The sequence below is a fragment of the Streptomyces alboflavus genome (assembly GCF_000716675.1).
GTDB classification, from domain to species: Bacteria; Actinomycetota; Actinomycetes; order Streptomycetales; family Streptomycetaceae; genus Streptomyces; species Streptomyces alboflavus.
This window is the reverse complement of record NZ_JNXT01000103.1, coordinates 1-18,108: the sequence shown is the minus strand read 5'-3', so window position 1 is coordinate 18,108 and position 18,108 is coordinate 1. Positions and strand designations below refer to the sequence as shown.

General features: G+C 72.9%; 13 protein-coding genes and 1 pseudogene. 12 read left to right on the top strand and 2 right to left on the bottom strand.

Annotated elements, in window-relative coordinates; all coding sequences use genetic code 11:
* Positions 1-15 precede the first annotated feature (15 nt).
* A complete protein-coding gene (locus OO63_RS39785; protein ID WP_051811719.1) occupies positions 16-1,485 on the bottom strand; it encodes a cytosine permease in 1,470 nt (489 codons plus the stop codon).
* 195 nt (positions 1,486-1,680) lie between these two features.
* Between OO63_RS39785 and ureA the strand changes: the two genes are divergently transcribed.
* From ureA to cimA, 11 genes are all read left to right on the top strand, one after another.
* Positions 1,681-2,379, top strand: coding sequence for an urease subunit gamma (ureA, locus tag OO63_RS39780; protein WP_030363512.1), 699 nt, complete (start codon positions 1,681-1,683; stop codon positions 2,377-2,379).
* Positions 2,379-4,061: an urease subunit alpha gene (locus tag OO63_RS39775; protein ID WP_030363513.1), complete on the top strand. Its 1,683-nt coding sequence runs from the start codon at positions 2,379-2,381 to the stop codon at positions 4,059-4,061. The genes ureA and OO63_RS39775 overlap by 1 nt, the downstream gene beginning before the upstream one ends.
* An 11-nt stretch (positions 4,062-4,072) precedes the next feature.
* The gene (locus OO63_RS39770; RefSeq protein ID WP_030363514.1) at positions 4,073-5,107 is read left to right on the top strand and encodes an agmatine deiminase family protein; all 1,035 of its coding nucleotides are present in this window, start codon (positions 4,073-4,075) and stop codon (positions 5,105-5,107) included.
* 87 nt (positions 5,108-5,194) lie between these two features.
* Positions 5,195-5,740: a TetR/AcrR family transcriptional regulator gene (locus tag OO63_RS39765; RefSeq protein WP_234311472.1), complete on the top strand. Its 546-nt coding sequence runs from the start codon at positions 5,195-5,197 to the stop codon at positions 5,738-5,740.
* A gap of 165 nt (positions 5,741-5,905) precedes the next feature.
* Complete coding sequence (locus OO63_RS39760; RefSeq protein WP_030363516.1) at positions 5,906-7,000, top strand: TolB-like translocation protein; 1,095 nt, start codon at positions 5,906-5,908, stop codon at positions 6,998-7,000.
* Entirely contained in the window at positions 6,997-8,136 is a 1,140-nt protein-coding gene (locus OO63_RS39755; protein WP_157854134.1) for a hypothetical protein, read from the top strand. The genes OO63_RS39760 and OO63_RS39755 overlap by 4 nt, the downstream gene beginning before the upstream one ends.
* Positions 8,137-8,150: 14 nt before the next feature.
* The gene (locus OO63_RS39750) at positions 8,151-9,206 is read left to right on the top strand and encodes a TolB-like translocation protein (RefSeq protein WP_051811715.1); all 1,056 of its coding nucleotides are present in this window, start codon (positions 8,151-8,153) and stop codon (positions 9,204-9,206) included.
* Positions 9,207-9,227: 21 nt separating this feature from the next.
* Positions 9,228-10,475 carry a TolB-like translocation protein gene (locus OO63_RS39745; protein WP_030363519.1) on the top strand — a complete coding sequence of 416 codons (1,248 nt, stop codon included), beginning with the start codon at positions 9,228-9,230 and terminating at the stop codon, positions 10,473-10,475.
* Positions 10,472-11,716: a TolB family protein gene (locus tag OO63_RS39740; protein ID WP_106983550.1), complete on the top strand. Its 1,245-nt coding sequence runs from the start codon at positions 10,472-10,474 to the stop codon at positions 11,714-11,716. Before OO63_RS39745 ends, OO63_RS39740 begins: the two co-directional genes overlap by 4 nt.
* 116 nt (positions 11,717-11,832) lie before the next feature.
* Positions 11,833-13,122, top strand: coding sequence for a TolB family protein (locus OO63_RS39735; protein WP_030363521.1), 1,290 nt, complete (start codon positions 11,833-11,835; stop codon positions 13,120-13,122).
* Between the two features lie 337 nt (positions 13,123-13,459).
* On the top strand, positions 13,460-15,085 hold the full coding sequence (cimA, locus tag OO63_RS39730; RefSeq protein ID WP_030363522.1) for a citramalate synthase: 1,626 nt from the start codon (positions 13,460-13,462) through the stop codon (positions 15,083-15,085).
* A 114-nt stretch (positions 15,086-15,199) separates the two neighbouring features.
* On the opposite strand, the pseudogene OO63_RS41830 reads toward cimA, so the two are convergent.
* Positions 15,200-16,537, bottom strand: a pseudogene (locus tag OO63_RS41830) (glycoside hydrolase family 30 protein); the annotation flags it as partial.
* 202 nt (positions 16,538-16,739) lie between these two features.
* On the opposite strand from OO63_RS41830, the gene OO63_RS46220 reads away from it, so the two are divergent.
* Positions 16,740-18,108 (top strand): hypothetical protein (locus tag OO63_RS46220; RefSeq protein ID WP_033264929.1); only part of this gene is annotated, 1,369 nt, incomplete at its 3' end.

Sequence of the window (18,108 nt, the reverse complement as noted above, 5' to 3'; positions counted from 1 at the left end):
GTGCCGGGCTGTTGGTCAGTCTGTGGAGAGTTGGGGCGGGTGGGTGGGAGAGAGCCCCTCCGGCGATTGAGGAGCGGGGTCCGGGGCGGAGCCCCGGGATCGGGAAGGGGAGGGGTTGGGGTACATCGCGTAAGCGGCACCCCCCACCACCCCCGACAGCAGGAAGCTGCAGTCCACCCCGCCGGTGAGGGGCAGGAGCGGCCCCTCGTAGGAGGGGAGGGACACCGCGAGGAGGCCGACGGTCGCGCCCAGGGCCCAGGCCGCCGTGGCCCACGGGTTCCAGCCGGACCGGAACCAGTAACGCCCGCCCCGGGACCGCCGGTTGAAGACCTGGAGGGCGTCGGCGTCGTACACCCCGCCGCAGCGTACGAACCCCATCAGGGTGATCACGGCCCACGGCGTCCCGATCGCCGTGAGGAGCAGCACGAAGGACGTCATCGCGTCCTGCGCGGACCACGCGAAGTGCCCGACGAAGACACACCCCGTGGCCACCACCGCGACGGTGTACGTGGCCCGCGCCCGCGAGGCCCGCGGCACGATCGCGTCGAGGTCGAGCCCCATGGAGTACAGCATGAGACCGGCGTTCCCGACGGACCCGGCGGACGCGGCGAGCAGCAGCGGCACGAGGTACCAGCCGGGCGCGGCGGAGACCAGCGGCTCGGCGTAGTCGAGGGCCGCGCGGGCGGCGTAGGCGGTGAAGGTGCCGAAGAGCTGCGGGACGAGGAGCCCGGCGGTCAGGCCGAGACAAGTGGCGCGCAGGACGGAGCGGGAGCTGTGCCGCGCCGGTGAGACGTAGCGGGTGTAGTCGCCGAGCAGGGTGATGAAGGCGATGGGCCCGGAGAGCCCCGCGGCGACGAGCGCGAGGAGCCACGTCGGCCAGAACGACCCGAGCGCGTACCCGCCCGCGCCGGGCAGCGCCGCGGTGGTGAAGTCCGGGGCGTAGGCGAAGACGCCGAGGACGAGCAGGGCGGTCATGCCGACGGCGAGGATGCGGGAGAGCCGCAGCAGCACCCGGTAGCCGTACACCGCCCCGGCCACCGTGGCCGCCGCGAGCAGCGCGTACACCAGGCTGTAGGAGAGGCCGTCGGCGGGCAGGCCGGTGAGGCGGTGCAGGGTGCCGACCATGACGTCGCCGCCGATCCAGATGGTCAGCGCGGTGTAGCCGAGGGACAGGAGCAGCCCGACGACCGAGCCGACGAGCCGGCCGCGGACGCCGAACTGTGCGCCCGACGATGTCGACAGGTTCGTGCCGGTCCGCAGCGAGACCAGCGCGAGCGGCGCCGTGAGCGCCGTGCCGATCAGCGTGCCCGCCACCACCGCGCTCACCGACTGCCAGAAGCCGAGCCCGAAGGAGACCGGCAGCCAGCCGAAGACGATCACTCCGAGGCAGAGGTTGGAGCCGAGGAGGATCGAGACCACGTCCCGCGGCCCGCTGGTGCGTTCCTCCTCGGGGATGGTGTCGACTCCGCGCTGTTCTATCGGCATGGGCTGCCCCTGACGCTCGCTCGAATCGGGCTTCGGTGAATGCGGGTGTTTGAGTGCCGTTCAATGTGAAGGACGTATTGCGTCCACGTCAATGGTTTCGGTCTGAGGGTTTGACGTTTAGAGTGATGCTCTAAGTGGTCGATCCGGAGGGTCCGGGTCCGGACCCGGTGACCCACGGATGCGAGGAGTGGCGGCGTGCGCCTTACCCCCACGGAACGCGACCGGCTGCTGCTCTTCGGCGCCGCCGAGCTGGCCAGGGCCCGCAGGGCGCGCGGCCTCAGGCTCAATGTGCCGGAGGCGACCGCCCTGATCGCCGACACCGTCTGCGAGGCCGCCCGCGACGGGGCCCGGCTCGCCGAGGCCATCGAGCGGGCGCGGTCCGTCCTCGGCCCCGACGACGTGCTGCCCGGCGTCGCGGACGTCGTCACCGAGGTGCACGTGGAGGCCGTCTTCGACGACGGGTCGCGGCTCGCGGCGGTCGCGGACCCGATCGGCGGCGGCTCCCTCGGCCCGGACGCCCCCGGCGCGCTGCGGCCCGCCCCGTCCACGCCGGACCGCGTGCCCGTCGTCACCCTCGCCGTGCACAACACCGCGTCCGTGCCGGTCAGCGTGACCTCGCACTTCCACTTCTTCGAGGCCAACCCGCGCCTCGACTTCGACCGCGCCGCCGCCTACGGCATGCGGCTCGCCGTCCCCGCCGGCTCCTCCCTGCGTTTCGGTCCCGGCGAACGCGTCGAGGCCGGGCTCGTGCCCATCGGCGGCGCCCGCGTCGCCATCGGCTTCGCCGGACTCGTCGACGGTCCGCTCGACGCGCCCGGCGCCAAGGAGGAGGCCCTGCGCAGGGCGGCGGCCTGCGGCTATCTCGGAGCGAGCACCCCTGAGGAGGGCGAGTGATGGACCCCTACGAGTACGCCTCCGTGCACGGGCCGCGGGCCGGGGACCGGGTGGTCCTCGGGGATTCCGGGCTTGTGGTGCGGGTGGAGTCCGATGCCCAGTCGGCGGGGGACGAGTTCCTGGCCGGGTTCGGCAAGACGGCCCGGGACGGGCTGCATCTGAAGGCTGCCGCTGTGCGGGAGACCTGTGATGTCGTGATCAGCAATGTGCTCGTGATCGATGCCGTCCTGGGGATCCGGAAGGTGTCGATCGGGATCCGGGAGGGGCGGATCCACGCCATCGGGCGGGCCGGGAATCCCGACACCCTGGACGGCGTGGACGTGGTCGTCGGCACCGGGACCTCCATCGTGTCGGGGGAAGGGCTGATCGCCACCGCCGGTGCCGTGGACACCCACGTGCATCTCCTGTCGCCGCGCATCATGGAGGCCTCCCTCGCCTCCGGCGTCACCACCGTCATCGGCCAGGAGTTCGGGCCGGTGTGGGGGGTCGGGGTCAACTCGCCCTGGGCGCTGCGGCATGCGTTCAACGCCTTCGACGCCTGGCCCGTCAACATCGGTTTTCTCGGGCGGGGTTCGTCCTCCGACAAGGCCCCCCTGATCGAGGCGCTCGCCGAGGGCGGTGCGTCCGGCTTCAAGGTGCACGAGGACATGGGCGCGCACACGCGGGCGTTGGACACGGCGCTGCGGGTCGCCGAGGAGTACGACGTCCAAGTCGCGCTGCACAGTGACGGGTTGAACGAGTGCCTGTCGGTCGAGGACACCCTGAGCGTCCTTGAGGGGCGGACCATTCACGCCTTCCACATCGAGGGGTGCGGCGGCGGGCATGTGCCGAACGTGCTGAAGATGGCGGGCGTGCCGAACGTCATCGGTTCCTCCACCAATCCCACGCTGCCCTTCGGGCGGGACGCGGTCGCCGAGCACTACGGGATGATCGTGTCCGTCCACGACCTGAAGACCGACCTGCCCGGTGACGCGGCCATGGCCCGCGACCGCATCCGCGCCGGAACCATGGGCGCCGAGGACGTCCTGCACGACCTCGGCGCCATCGCCATCACCTCGTCCGACGCGCAGGGCATGGGCCGGGCCGGCGAGACCGTCCGCAGGACCTTCGCGATGGCCGGGAAGATGAAGGCCGAGCTGGGCCCCATGGAGGGCGACGGGCCGCACGACGACAACGGCCGCGTGCTTCGGTACGTCGCCAAGCTCACCATCAACCCCGCCCTCGCCCACGGCCTCGCCCACGAGGTCGGCTCCATCGAGGTCGGCAAGCTCGCGGACATCGTGCTGTGGCGCCCCGAGTTCTTCGGCGCCAAGCCGCAGCTGGTCCTGAAGTCCGGGTTCCCGGCGTACGGCGTCGTCGGCGACCCCAACGCCGCCACCGACACCTGCGAACCCCTCGTCCTCGGGCCGCAGTTCGGCGCGTACGGCGCGACCCCAGCCGACATCTCCGTGGCCTTCGTCGCCGGGGCCGCCGTCGAGCAGGGCAACGACCTGATGCCCACCCGGCGCCGCCGCGTCGCCGTGCGCGGCACCCGCGGCATCGGCCCCGCCGACCTGCTCCTGAACTCCCGCACCGGCGCCGTCGACGTCGACCAGCGCACCGGCCTGGTCAGCCTCGACGGCGACCCGCTCCGCTCGGAGCCCGCCGACTCCGTCTCCCTCAACCGCCTGTACTTCCTGTGAGGACCGCTCCCATGACCGCCCCGATGACCTTCCGCATGCCCGCCGAGTGGGAGCCGCACGAGCGCACCTGGATGGCCTGGCCGGGACCGAACGTGACCTTCGACGACCCCGGGGCGCTCGCGGAGTCCCGCCGCGCCTGGGCCGCTGTCGCCCGCGCCGTCCGCCGCTTCGAGCCGGTCACCGTCGTGTGCGGGCCCGGCCAGTCCGCGGAGGCCCGGGAACTCCTCGGCCCGGACGTCGAGCTGGTGGAGCGCGAGCTCGACGACGCCTGGATGCGGGACATCGGCCCGACCTTCGTGACCGACGGCGCCGGGCGCCTCGGCGCCGTGGACTGGACGTTCAACGGCTGGGGCGCGCAGGAGTGGGCCAGCTGGGAGCACGACGCGAAGATCGCCCGCCATGTCGCGGACCTCGCGGGCGCGCAGACGCACTCCTCGCCGCTGGTCAACGAGGGCGGCGGCATCCACGTCGACGGCGAGGGCACCGTGCTCCTCACCGACACCGTGCAGCTCGGCCCCGAGCGCAACCCCGGCTGGACCAGGGCGCAGGTCGAGGCGGAGGTGCACGCCCGCATCGGCACCCGCAAGGCCCTGTGGCTGCCGCGCGGCCTCACCGCCGACTACCCCGGCCACGGCTTCGGCACCCTCGGCCACGTCGACATCGTCGCCGCGTTCGCCGCCCCCGGCGTCGTCCTCGTCCACTCGCAGGCGGACCCCGCCCACCCGGACTTCGAGGTCAGCCGCGAGGTCATCGGCGTACTCAAGGGGCAGACGGACGCGCGCGGCCGCACCCTGGAGATCGTCGAGATGCCCGCGCCGACCGCGCTCGCCGACGACGACGGCTGGGTCGACCACTCGTACATCAACCACTACCTGTGCAACGGCGGCGTCGTGCTGTGCGCGTTCGACGACCCGCATGACGAGCTGGCCGCGGGCATCTTCCGGCGGCTGTTCCCGCGCCGGACCGTGACCCTCGTCGACGCCCGTACGATCTTTGCCGGGGGTGGTGGCATCCACTGCATCACCCAGCAGCAGCCAAGGATCTAGCAGCCGGAGTACCACGTGGCCGAAGCGAGCGCCCCGCGCAGCGCACGCAGGAACGCGCCCCCGCGGGAGGACGTCCTCGCGACGGCCATGGAGATGATCGCCGACCGCGGCCTGGAACAGCTCACCATGGCCGCGCTCGGCCGCGAGGTCGGCATGAGCAGCGGCCACCTCCTCTACTACTTCGGCTCCAAGGACGAGCTGCTCCTGCGCACCCTGGAGTGGAGCGAGGGGCGGCTCGGCGCCGAGCGCGGACGGCTGCTCGCCCGGCAGGGCCCGGCCCGCGCCCGCCTCGACGCGTACGTCGAGCTGTACGTCCCGCAAGGGCACCGCGACCCGCACTGGATCCTCTGGCTGGAGGTGTGGAACCGGTCCCTGAACGCGGACGAGAAGGGGCGCGACCGGCAGGCCGCCATCGAGGGCTCCTGGCACCGCGACCTGGTGGCGCTGCTCGCCGAGGGCGTCTCGCGCGGGGAGTTCCGCGCCGTCGACGCCGACCGGTACGCGGCCCGCCTTCGGGCGCTGCTCGACGGCTTCTCCATCCATGTGGCGATCGGCCTGCGCGGCACCGGACGGGACCAAGTCCTCGCGCACGCAAGGGAGTTCCTGGACGAAACGCTCGCACCGCAGGGATAGCCGCCGCGCCCACGGACGCCCGAGGGGGCGTCCAGGTTGTACGCACTCCTGCGGATTGCGGGGCGTCGGAGAAAGCGCTTGTATCCCGGTGGGCCCTCGGCGCCGGGCCGGGGGCGGCGCGCCCAGAGGCAGCGCGGGCGCGCCGAGGGGATTCCGGGGGGAATCATGCGCAGAGCAGTTCGTGCCCTGTCCGCGGCCGCGCTCACCACCGCGCTCGCCGCCGTCGCGTTACCGTCGGCCGCGCACGCGGCCGAGCCGTCCGACACGGCCGGGGCCGCCCAGTCGGAGCGCCGCGCGCCCCGCGTGGAGCGCGTCAGCGTCGCCGCCGACGGCACCGAGGCCAACGGCACGTCGGGCGCCGCCACCGTCACGTCCGACGGCGGGCACGTCGCCTTCAGCAGCGCGGCCACCAACCTCACGCCCGACACCTACCCGCGGCCCCAGAGCTCCGCGCACGTCCGCGACCAGGACTCCGGCAAGGTCAGCAGGATCCGGTACAGCCTGACCGCGCCGAGCGTCAGCGACGACGGCCGCTTCGCCACGTACCTCGACTGGGGCTCGCACACCACCAACGCGTTCGTGGTGGACCTGACGACGGGGGAGAAGCGCCGCGTCGACGCCAGGGGCTTCAAGGAGGGCTCCGGCGAGTCCGAGATCAGCGCCGACGGCCGCCACGTCGCGTACGTCCTGCGCCCGCAGCACCCCGCCGACCCGTACCGGATCGAGGTCTACGACTGGGCCACCGACACCCGCGAGGTCGTCAGCGACGGACCGCCCGACGCCGCCCGCGACATGGTGAACCCGTCCCTCAGCGACACCGGCCGCTTCGTGGCCTACGAGGACGCGGGCACCAAGCAGGTCTGGGTCCGGGACCGCGACACCGGCAGCCTCAGGCGCGTCGACGACGGCACCGCCTCCAAGCTCGTCGAGATCAGCGGCAACGGCCGCACGGTGGTCCTGAACTCCGCGAACGGCGCCTACGTACGCGATCTGCGCACCGGCAAGGTCCGGCACTTCTCCGGCACCTCGGCCAAGGCCGTCGGCCCCGAGGGCCGCCACCTCCTCTACTCCGACGACGCCTCGACGCTGCGCCTGCGCGACCTGCGCACCGGCCGCGTGCACGTCGTCGGCACCGGCACCGCCGTCCCCGGCGCGGTCGGCGCCAAGGGCCGCACCGTCGTCTACACCTCGGGCGAGACCGACGTGGTGCCCGGCGACACCAACGACCTGAACGACGTCTTCAAGTGGACGCGCCGGTGAGCACGGCCCGGCACGGCACGGCTCGGCACGGCGGCGGGCGCGCGAGGACCCTGGCGGCTGCCGCCCTCGCCCTCGCCCTGAGCGGCGCCTCACTGACGGCGGCCACCGCCACCGCGCACGCCGACACCACCGGCACCCGCGCCCCGCGCACCGACCGCCTCAGCACCGCCGCCGACGGCGCCCAGCTCGACGGCGGCTCGACGGACGGCGCGATCAGCGGCGACGGCCGGCACGCCGCGTTCGTGACCCGGGCGCCCGCCCTCGGCTGCGACACCTATCTGCACTGCCTGAAACTCAAGGACCTGCGCACGGGCGCCCTGACCGGCATCGACCTCGGCAGCGGCCACCTCTACGGCAACCCGCTGCTCAGCGACGACGGCGGCCGCGTCGCCTTCACCGCCAACAAGCGCTTCGCCATGCCCCACCTCCACGACCGTGTCACCGGCGCCACCACCCGCCTCTGGCCCGCCGACCCGCCAGGACGCAACGAACTCGGCGCCGTGCACGCGATCAGCCCCGACGGCACCCGCGTCGCCTACACCGTCGGCAACCGCAACGGCAACCAGAACGCCCGCCTGCTGTACGTCCGCGACACCGCCACCGGCACGGACGAGCTGATCTCGGCGCCGGAGGAGGGCGACAAGGGCGGGGCGTCCGTGGCCGACGACGGCACCCGCGTCGCGTACCAGATCGGCGGCTACGGCGAAGGCCCCGACGACAGCGGCGACGTCTTCCTCAAGGAGCCCGCCACGGGCGCCCGCGTCCAGCTCGACACCGGCCTCGGCACGGCCGAGCTGGTCCGGCTCACCGGCGACGGCCGCCGCGTCCTGTTCAACGCGGGAGGCGGCCTGTACGTCCACACCGTGCGCACCGGCGCCACCGCACGCGTCGCGGACGGCCGTGCCAGGTCCGCCACCGCCGACGGCCGCCACGTCGTCCTCTCCGCCGCCGACGGGCTGCGCCTGCTCGACCTGCGCACCGGCCGCGGCACGGACGTCGGCCCCGCGGATGCGCGGGCGGGCCACGGCGCGGTGAGTGCCAAGGGCCGTGCCGTCGTGTTCAGTTCGGGCGCCACCGACCTGGTGCCGGGCGACACGAACGGCGTGCCGGACGTCTTCGTACGGCACGCGCGGTGACGGGGGAGGCCGGTATGAGGTGCGCGAAAGCCTTCCTGGGTACGGCACTTGCCCTCGCCGTCAGCGGTGCGACCCTGTCGGCCGCCGAGGCCGGGGCGGGCCCGCGCGCGCCGCGCACCGAGCGGGTGAGCACCGCGGGCGACGGGGCGCAGCTCGACGGACGCTCCCTCGACGCCGGGATCAGCGCCGACGGCCGGTACGTCGCCTTCGCCACCAAGGCGGAGCGGCTGCGCTGCCACCAGCAGACGTACACCTGCCTCGTCCTGAAGGACCGGGTCACGGGCGCGCTGACCCCGATCCCGAACGGCGGCGACTCCTCCTGGGGCACGCCGCTGCTCAGCCGCGACGGCCGCCGCGTCGGCCACACGGCGGGCACCAAGTCCCCGGCGCCCATGGTGTACGACCGGGAGACGGGCCGGAACGTGAACGTGGGGGCGCCGGGGCACGGCACCGGCCTGCTCCGCGCCGTCTCGGCCGACGGCGACAAGGTCGCGTACACCTCGGGCGACCGCTTCCGCCCGGCACAGCACCTGCGCGTCCGCGACCTGGCCACCGGGGCCGACGAACTGATCGGCGGCGACAGCTGGTTCGGGCCCGCGTCCCTGAGCGCCGACGGCGGGCTCCTCGCGTACACGACCCGGGGCGCGGACGGCGTGGACCTGTTCGTGCGCGACCGGGGGACCGGCGCGACCACGCAGCTCGACCGGGGCCTCGGCGATGCGGGGTTCGTGCAGCTCGCCGGGAACGGCCGCACCGCGCTGTTCGCCGCCGGGGGCCGGACGTACGCGTACGACCTGCGCAAGGGCGCCGCCCGCGAGGTCGCCGACAGGCCCGCCGAGGCCGCGAGCCCGGACGCCCGGCACGCCGTCCTCGCCGAGGGCGCGGACGGCACCGCGCTCACCGTCCTCGACGTCCGCACCGGCAGGCGCACGCCCGTCGGACCCGGCGCCGTCACGCCCGGATCCGTCACCGCAGGGGGCCGCACGGTCGCCTTCACCTCGGCCGCCGCCGACCTGGTGCCGGGCGACACGAACGGCAGCACCGACATCTTCCTGCGCCACACCCGCTGAACCCACCCACGGGGGACCTTCATGAGCGAGGCAAGCACGGCGAGCAAGGCAGCGAGAACCGTGGCCGTCCTGACGGCCGCCCTCACGGCGGCGGCCGTCGCACCGGCCCACGCCGACCCGGATCCCGCCGGGCCCACGACGGTGCGGGCCAGCGTGGACCGGAGCGGCGCGCAGCTCCACGTGCCGTCGTACGGACAGGACTTGTCGGCGGGGTTCGCCGCCAGGGCCACCTTCACGACGGCCGGTCCGGTGTGGGAGGGCGACACCAACGGCCTGACCGACGTGTACTTCGGCGACTCCGTCATCAGCTCCGGCCACCCGCGCGGCACGGGCAACGGCCCGTCCCGCGGCGGCGCGCCGTGCGCGAGCGGCCGGATGACCGCTTTCGTCTCCGAGGCCACGAACATCACGTCCACTCCGGCCCCGGACGACCGCCCGACCGTCTACGTCCGCAACCGCGCCGTGGGCAAGGTCTCCCGCGCCAGCCAGTCCTTCGAAGGCACGCCCTTCGCGTGGGCGGCCCGGCCCAAGGTGAGCGACGACTGCATGTGGGTGTCGTTCACAGCGGCCCTCGAAGGCCCCGACGGCACCGCGGGACAGCCGCGCGTCTACCGCTACCGCATCTACGACGGCACGGTCCGCCTCGTCAGCGAGCCCTCGGCACGGGCCGACCGCTCCTCGATCAGCTACGACGGCCGGTACGTGGCGTACGAGTCCCGGGGGAACGTCTACGTACGCGACCTGGACACCGGCACCCTGGAGAAGGCGTCCGTGGCCCGCGACGGCGGCCCGGCCGACGGCCGTTCGTCCGGCGCCTCGCTGAGCGGCGACGGCCGCCACGTCGCCTTCGACTCGACCGCGTCCGACCTCGCGGCGGGCGACCGCAACGGCGGCGTCAACGTCTTCGTGCGCGACCTCGACGCGGGGACGACCCGCCTGGTGCGCGGCGAGTCGCAGCGCGCGACGACCTACGACGCGGCGCTCGGCACGGACGGCACGCACCTCGCGTACGTTTCGGCGGTACGGGGCGAGGGCGCTCGGGTGCCCGCCGTGTTCCTGCGTGAACTGGCCACGGGAAAGACCCAGTTGATCAGCGCGGACATCGACGGCGGGCGCAACGACCGCCCGGCCCGGCGTCCTTCGGTCAACGACGACGGCAGTGTCGTCGCCTTCGACTCGGCGTCGGCCGACCTGGTGGCGGGGGACACCAACGGGGTCAGGGACGTCTTCGTCCGCACCCTTCCGACCGGACCGGGGGCGAGCACATGATGATGAGCTACGGAGCGCGCGTCACCACCGGAGCGGTCGCCGCCGGGGTGCTCGTCGCCCTGATGGGCACGATCCCCGCGCAGGCGGGCCCGGACGCCGGAGTGGCGCCCGCCACGGAACGCGTCAGCGTGACGCGGGACGGCGGTCAGCTCGACGCGGCGTCGTACGACGCGGACATGGGGGAGGAGCGGGTCACCGCCTTCACGTCCGAAGGGCCGGTCTGGGACCGTGACACCAACGGGCAGCCGGACGTCTACAAACTCACGCACTCCGGCACGAGCCCGATCAGCGGCTGGCCGAGCGGGCCCTCCTACGACGGGTCGCCGTGCGCAAGCGGCCGCCAGACCGGCTTCGTTTCCGAGTCCACCGACGTGTCCTACCCGCCACTGCCCGACGACCGGCCGGTCGTCTACACCCACAACATCGCCCAGGGCAAGTACTCGTACGTCCGGGGCTACCAGGGCGCCCACTTCACCTCGGCGGGTCAGCCCACCGTCGACCCCTCCTGCCAGTGGCTCACCTTCACGGCCACGCTGCCGCCGACCGACCCCGGCGAGAAACCGCGGTCGCACATCTACCGGTTCGTGTTCCACGGCGGCACCGTCGACCGGGTCAGCGACGACTCGCCGGGGGCGGGCGCGGCGAGCGACTCGGACGTGAGCCGCGACGGCCGGTACGTGGCCTACCGGCAGGGCCGCGACGTCCACGTCCGCGACATGGACACCGGCACCGTCGAGAAGGTGTCCGTCGCCCGGGACGGCGGCGCGGCCGACGGGGCCTCGTCCGTGCCGTCGATCAGCGCGGACGGGCGGCGCGTCGCCTTCACCTCGCGCGCCTCCAACCTCGTGCCGGGCGACCGCAACGGCGGGGTCAACGTCTTCGTGCGCGACCTCGACACCGACACCACCACACTCGTGAAGGGGTCCGGCGCGAAGTCCTGGACGGCGGAGCCCTCGCTCAGCGCGGACGGCGCGCACCTCGCGTACACCTCGGCGGGGCCGGGCCGGGGGAAGGCCGCGGTGCCCGCCGTGTTCCTGCGTGAACTGGCCACCGGCGAGACGCAGTTGATCAGTGCGGACGTCGACGGCGGGCGCAACGACCTCCCGGCCCGGCGGCCGTCGGTCAACGGGGACGGCAGCGTCGTGGCCTTCGACTCCGCGTCGCCCGATCTGGTGACAGGAGACACGAACAGGTTGTCGGACGTCTTCCTGCGGACAGTGAAGGACGGACAGTCCGGCTAGCAACCAGAAGTGCCCGTCAGGCACTCCCTACAGGCACGAGAACCGAGCACTACAGGCACGAGAACCGAGCACTACAGGCACGAGAACCGAGCACTCATCTCACGGGGGAACCACCCATGCGTCACACCACCCGCGCGGCGTTCGCCGCCGCGCTCGTCGCCGCCGTCACGGGCGCGGTCCTGCCGGCCGCGGCCGCCGCCGACACCCGCGCCCCCGCTCCCCGCACCGAGCGGGTGAGCGTGGGGGCGAGCGGCACCCAGGCGAACGGTCCTTCCGACGCCCCGGACATCAGCGCCGACGGCCGTTACGCCGTGTTCGCGTCCGAGGCCACCAACCTGGTGCGGGGCGACACCAACGACCACAACGACATCTACCTGCGCGACCTCAGGACCAAGAAGGTCGAGCGGATCAGCCTCCAGGACTCCGGCGCGCAGTACACCTCGCACGCCGGCGACCCCTCGATCAGCGCGAACGGCCGGTACGTCACCTATTCCGCGCAGGTGGACCGGGCGGGCGGCCTGTACAGCGGCACCTTCATGAAGGACCGCAAGACCGGCCGCACCGAGATCGTCAGCCTCTCCGACGACGACAAGCCCGTCTTCGGGGACTACGTGGTCGGGGCCCAGGTCAGCGCCGACGGCCGGTACGTCGCCTTCGTCTCGGAGCTGAAGGAGCACGGCGACGGCGGCGGCGACGGCATGTGGACCGGCATCTACCTCCGCGACCGCAAGGAGGGCACCACACGCCGGGTCAGCGAGATCGTCACCGGCCAGCCCACCTGGATCATCGGCGGGATGAGCCTGAGCGCCGACGGCCGCCACGTCGGCTACACCCTGGGCCAGGTCCGCCCCGGCCTCGGCGGCAGGACGTACACGTACGACGCGAACACGGGCACGACCAAGCGCCTCGACCTGTCGTCCACCGGCAAGGACCTCAAGGTCGGACTGCCCTCGCTGAGCAAGGACGGCCGGTACGCGGCCTTCGAGACCGTCGAGCCGATGCTGTCCGGCGACACCAACGGCAAGAGCGACGTCTACCGCCTCGACACCCGCACCGGCGCCCTCAAGAAGGTCACGAGGAAGGCGGGCGGCGGCCAGACCGACGCCGACTCCCACCAGGCCCGCATCAGCCCCGACGGCCGCCACGTCGGCTTCATCTCCTCGGCGTCCGGACTCACCGCGGGCGACCCGGCAAAGGGCCCGCTGTACGTACGGGACCTGAAGGACGGCGTGACCCGGCGCGTCAACGTGCCCCGGGGCGGCGGCCAGAGCGAGGACCAGGGCTGGCCCGCCTACGCCCTGAGCGCCGACGCCAAGAGGTTCGTGTTCACCTCGGACGCGGCGAACATGGTCCCGGGCGACACGAACGGGGCGCGCGACGTCTTCGTACGCCGCAATGTGCGCTGACGCGTACACCTGCAGCCGCGCGGGGCGCGAACCATGAGCCGGACCGCATAGTGAGACAGCGAGGCGGGTGCCACAGAACCTGTGGCACCCTGCCGGACATGCTCATGTTCGCCATGATTATTGGCAGCAAGCGCGCCGGTCCGCAGTGACCGCCCCGTACACATCATGTACAGAGCGGACGCCGTCGTCCTCGACCCGCGCGCAGACCTCTCGCACCCGCGAGGGGTCTTTTCGTTTTCCGGCCCACCCACAGTCGGCAAACGGGGCGCGCGGGATCATGGAGGTGGTGGAGCCGGTCCTTCCGGTAGACCGACATCCGACACAGGAGCAAGACAGCATGACGGAAACCAGCAAGCCCGACGATTCCTCACCTGTGCCCGACGATTCCTTCCACGTGTTCGACACCACGCTGCGCGACGGCGCGCAGCGCGAAGGCATCAACCTGACCGTCGCGGACAAGCTGACCATCGCCCGGCATCTGGACGACTTCGGCGTGGGCTTCATCGAAGGCGGCTGGCCCGGCGCCAACCCGCGCGACACCGAGTTCTTCGCCCGCGCGCAGGCGGAGATCACCTTCAGGAACGCCCAGCTCGTCGCGTTCGGCGCCACCCGCCGACCCGGCGCCAAGGCCGCCGACGACCCGCAGGTCAACGCGCTGCTCGCGTCCGGCGCCCCGGTGATCACGCTGGTCGCCAAGTCGCACGACCGGCACGTCGAGCTGGCCCTGCGCACCACCCTCGACGAGAACGTCGAGATGGTCCGCGACACCGTCTCCTACCTGTGCTCCCAGGGCCGCCGCGTGTTCGTCGACTGCGAGCACTTCTTCGACGGCTACCGCGCGAACCCCGAGTACGCGAAGGCGGTCGTGCGCGCCGCCGCCGACGCGGGCGCCGACGTCGTCGTGCTGTGCGACACCAACGGCGGCATGCTCCCCGCCCAGGTCCAGGCCGTCGTCGCCACCGTCGCCGCCGACACCGGCGCCCGGCTCGGCATCCACGCCCAGGACGACACGGGCTGCGCGGTCGCCAACACCCTCGCGGCCGTCGACGCGGGCGCCACCCACGTGCAGTGCACGGCCAACGGCTACGGCGAGCGGGTCGGCAACGCCAACCTGTTCCCGGTGGTCGCCGCCCTGGAGCTGAAGTACGGCAAGCGGGTCCTGCCCGAGGGCGCGCTGCGCGAGATGACCCGGGTCTCGCACGCCATCGCCGAGGTCGTGAACCTCACCCCGTCCACCCACCAGCCCTACGTCGGCGTCTCCGCGTTCGCCCACAAGGCCGGCCTGCACGCCTCCGCGATCAAGGTCGACCCGGACCTGTACCAGCACATCGACCCCGAACTCGTCGGCAACCGCATCCGGATGCTGGTCTCCGACATGGCCGGGCGCGCCTCCATCGAGCTCAAGGGCAAGGAGCTGGGCGTCGACCTCGGCGGCGACCGCGAGCTGATCGGCCGGGTCGTGGACCGCGTCAAGGAGCGCGAACTCGCGGGCTACACCTACGAGGCCGCCGACGCCTCCTTCGAGCTGCTCCTGCGCGAGGAGGCCGACGGCCGCTCCCGGCGCTACTTCCGCACGGAGTCCTGGCGCGCCATCACCGAGGACCGCCCCGACGGTTCGCACGCCAACGAGGCCACCGTGAAGGTGTGGGCCAAGGGCGAGCGGATCGTCGCGACGGCGGAGGGCAACGGCCCGGTCAACGCCCTGGACCGGGCGCTGCGCGTGGGCCTGGAGCGGATCTACCCGCAGCTGGCCAAGCTGGAGCTGGTGGACTACAAGGTCCGCATCCTGGAGGGCAAGCACGGCACGTCCTCCACGACCCGGGTGCTGATCTCCACGACCGACGGCGACGGCGAGTGGTCCACGGTCGGCGTCGCGGACAACGTCATCGCCGCGTCGTGGCAGGCCCTGGAGGACGCCGTGACCTACGGCCTGCTGCGCGCCGGGGTCGAGCCGACCGAGTAGCCCCGGACGAGCCCTGGCCCCGGCGCCCCCGCCCGGCCCCCGTCAGCGCGGCCGGGCGGGCACCGTCAGCTCATCCGGACGGCGGTCAGCCCGTCCACGTGACCGTCAGCTCTTCCAGGTGAACGTCGCCGACGTCTTGCCCGGCAGCGAGTAAGTCGCGTGCTGCCCGCCCCAGTTGACGGTGACCGTCTTCGCCGACGCGGAGTCGTTGTAGGCGATCAGGGCCTTTGTGCCGTCCGTGTTCCGCCAGGCCACGTTCGGCACGTCCGAGCTCGCGGTGGAGGCGATACGGGCGGCACCCGGCTGCACGAACTTCGTCAGGTGCCCCATCGTGTAGTACTCGATGGTGTAGTCGACCTGCCCGTGCCGACCGTCGCCGTTGTGCACGGTGATCAGCCCGTCGCAGGTGCCGCAGCCGCCGTTGTGCGGACCGCGGTTCTGGTCCACGGCGAGCGACCACTTCGTCACCGACTTCGCCCAGTTCCGGGTGTAGTCGATGATGTTCATCATGTCCTCGCGCTGCTGATTGCCGATCCAGGTTCCGCCATGGGGGTACCTCCCTGCTCTTTAAGAGCTTGGGGGAGCTCCGTCTGGAAGGCGTCGAGCTGCGGGTATTTGTTGTGGATCTCGGTCTGCTTCTGCACGTTGCCGCCGTACCCGTGCCAGGCGATCCCGCCGAAGTTGGGGTGCGAGCGCACGGCCGCGTCGTCGACGGTCTGGGCGGCGTACGCGTCGTAGGTGTCCCAGTTCCAGTCGTGCGCGAGGACCTTGGTGGGCAGGCCCGCGCCCGCGAGCTTGGGGAGCGTAGTACTCCGCCTTCAGTCAGCCGCCGTTGAGCTGCCCGCTGTCCTTCATCCAGGCCGGGGCCGTCCACGGCGAGGCGACCGTCGTCAGCCGCGGGTTGAGCTGCTTGGCCTGCTTCGTGAGCGGCAGCACGTCCTGGAGGTCGTGCGCGATGGAGAAGCGGGAGAGGCCCGGGTCGGTCTGCCCGGCGGGCACGTCGTCATAGGTGTAGCCGAAGCGGGCCAGGTCGGAGCCGCCCATGGGGTTGCGGATGTAGGAGAGCCCGATGCCCTCGGTCGGCGAGAAGAGCTTGCGCATCGTCTCGTCGCGCTTGGCCTGGGTGAGGGCCCCGCTGCCGTCCATCAGCCAGGCCGCGGTGTCGGTGAAGGAGGCGCCGCCGCCGGTGAAGGTCTGGAAGCGGGTGTTCTCGTCGACGGTGATGTTCGTGCCCCCGCCGCCCGTGCCGGGCTGGAAGGCGATCGGGGTCTGCGGCTGGAGGCCCCGGGTGACGTGGCGGCCGCCGCTGTCGTCGGTCGTGGTCAGCCAGATGGACACCTGCTCGCCCGCCGCCTCCGCGGAGGAGACGCCGAGGCCGGTGAGCCCGGCCGTGGTGAGGAGTCCGGCGGTCAGTAAGCGCGCGAGGCGCCGGGGTGTGGAGGGTCTGCGCATGGGACGTTCTCCGCCCTTCGTGGGGTCGGGCCGGGAGCCATGGGGATGTCATGGCTACGTCATGCCTTAGTTCAAGGCGTGAGTTAACTGCTGCCCCAAGGGCCCGTCAAGACTTCGGGAGCCGAACGCGGCGAGCGTTTTCCCGGCGCTTTCCCCGCCGAACGGAGGGAACGTTCCGGCCGTGGAGGAGTTAGCGTGAAGTATGAGGCCCACCAGGCAGACGGCGTCGCGGCTGACCCTGATCCTGTCCGGACTGCTCCTGGCCCTCGGCGCCACGCTCACGGCGGCGCCCGGAGCCCAGGCCGCGACGGACGTCCAGGCGGTGGCCGACGCCTTGAAGAAGAACCCGGTGTACGTCGACGAGGCCGCCGCCTCGCAGCTCTCCGCCGCCGACGCGGACGCCCTCGCCGACAAGATCAAGAAGGCCGACAAGCCGGTGTTCGTCGCGGTGCTCCCCGCCTCGTTCCCCGGCCGCGACGACCTCTTCCGCGACCTGCGCACCGCCACCGGCGTCACCGGCGCCTACGCGGTCCGCCTCGGCGACCGCTTCGACGCGAAGGCCGACGCTTCCGTCCTCTCGGAGAACGCCGTCGGCAACCTGTCCTCGCTGGTCCAGGGCGAGGATGCCAAGTCCCAGCTCAACGACTTCGTCGACCAGGCCCTGCCGCAGGTGGGGGGCTCGGCGCCCGCCTCCTGGGGCAGCTCCGGTGGCGGCGACGACGGGGTGCCCGTCGGCGCCCTGATCGGCGTCGGCGCGGTGGTGGCCGCGGGCGGCGCGGGCGCCTACGCCCTCGCCCGCCGCAAGCGCCGCGCCCGCGAGGACGAGCAGCGCGCGGCCCTCGACAAGCTGCGCGTGGTGGTCGACGAGGACATCACCGCCTTCGGCGAGGAGCTGGACCGGCTCGACTTCCACCCGGCGGAGGCGGGCGCGGACGACGCCATGCGCGCGGACTACGAACGGTCCCTGGACGCCTACGAGAAGGCCAAGTCGTTCATGGCGGCCGCCGAGCGCCCCGAGCAGGTGCGGGCCGTCACCCAGGCCCTGGAGGACGGCCGGTTCTCGCTGGCACTGCTCGCGGCACGCCGGGAGGGCCGCCCGCTGCCCGAGCGCCGCGCCCCCTGCTTCTTCGACCCCCGGCACGGCCCCTCCGTGAAGGACGCCGAGTGGACCCCCGACGGCGGCGCGAGCCGCGAGGTGCCGGTGTGCGCGGCCGACGCGGTGCGCCTCGCCGACGGTGACGACCCGATGGCCCGCACCGTGACCACCGACTCCGGCGAACGACGGCCCTACTGGGAGGCCGGACCCGCCTACGGCCCCTGGGCGGGCGGCTACTTCGGCGGCGGCCTGCTCCCGGGCCTCCTCGTCGGCACGATGCTCGGCTCGATGATGGCGAGCCCCGCGTACGCGGCGAGCTACGGCGCCGGATACGGGGACTTCGGCGGGGGCGGCTACGAGGGCGGGGACGTGTCCGGCGCCGACTTCTCGTCCGGGGACTTCGGTGGCGGGGACTTCGGTGGCGGTGGGGACTTCGGCGGTGGCGGATTCGGCGGGGGTGGGGACTTCGGGGGTG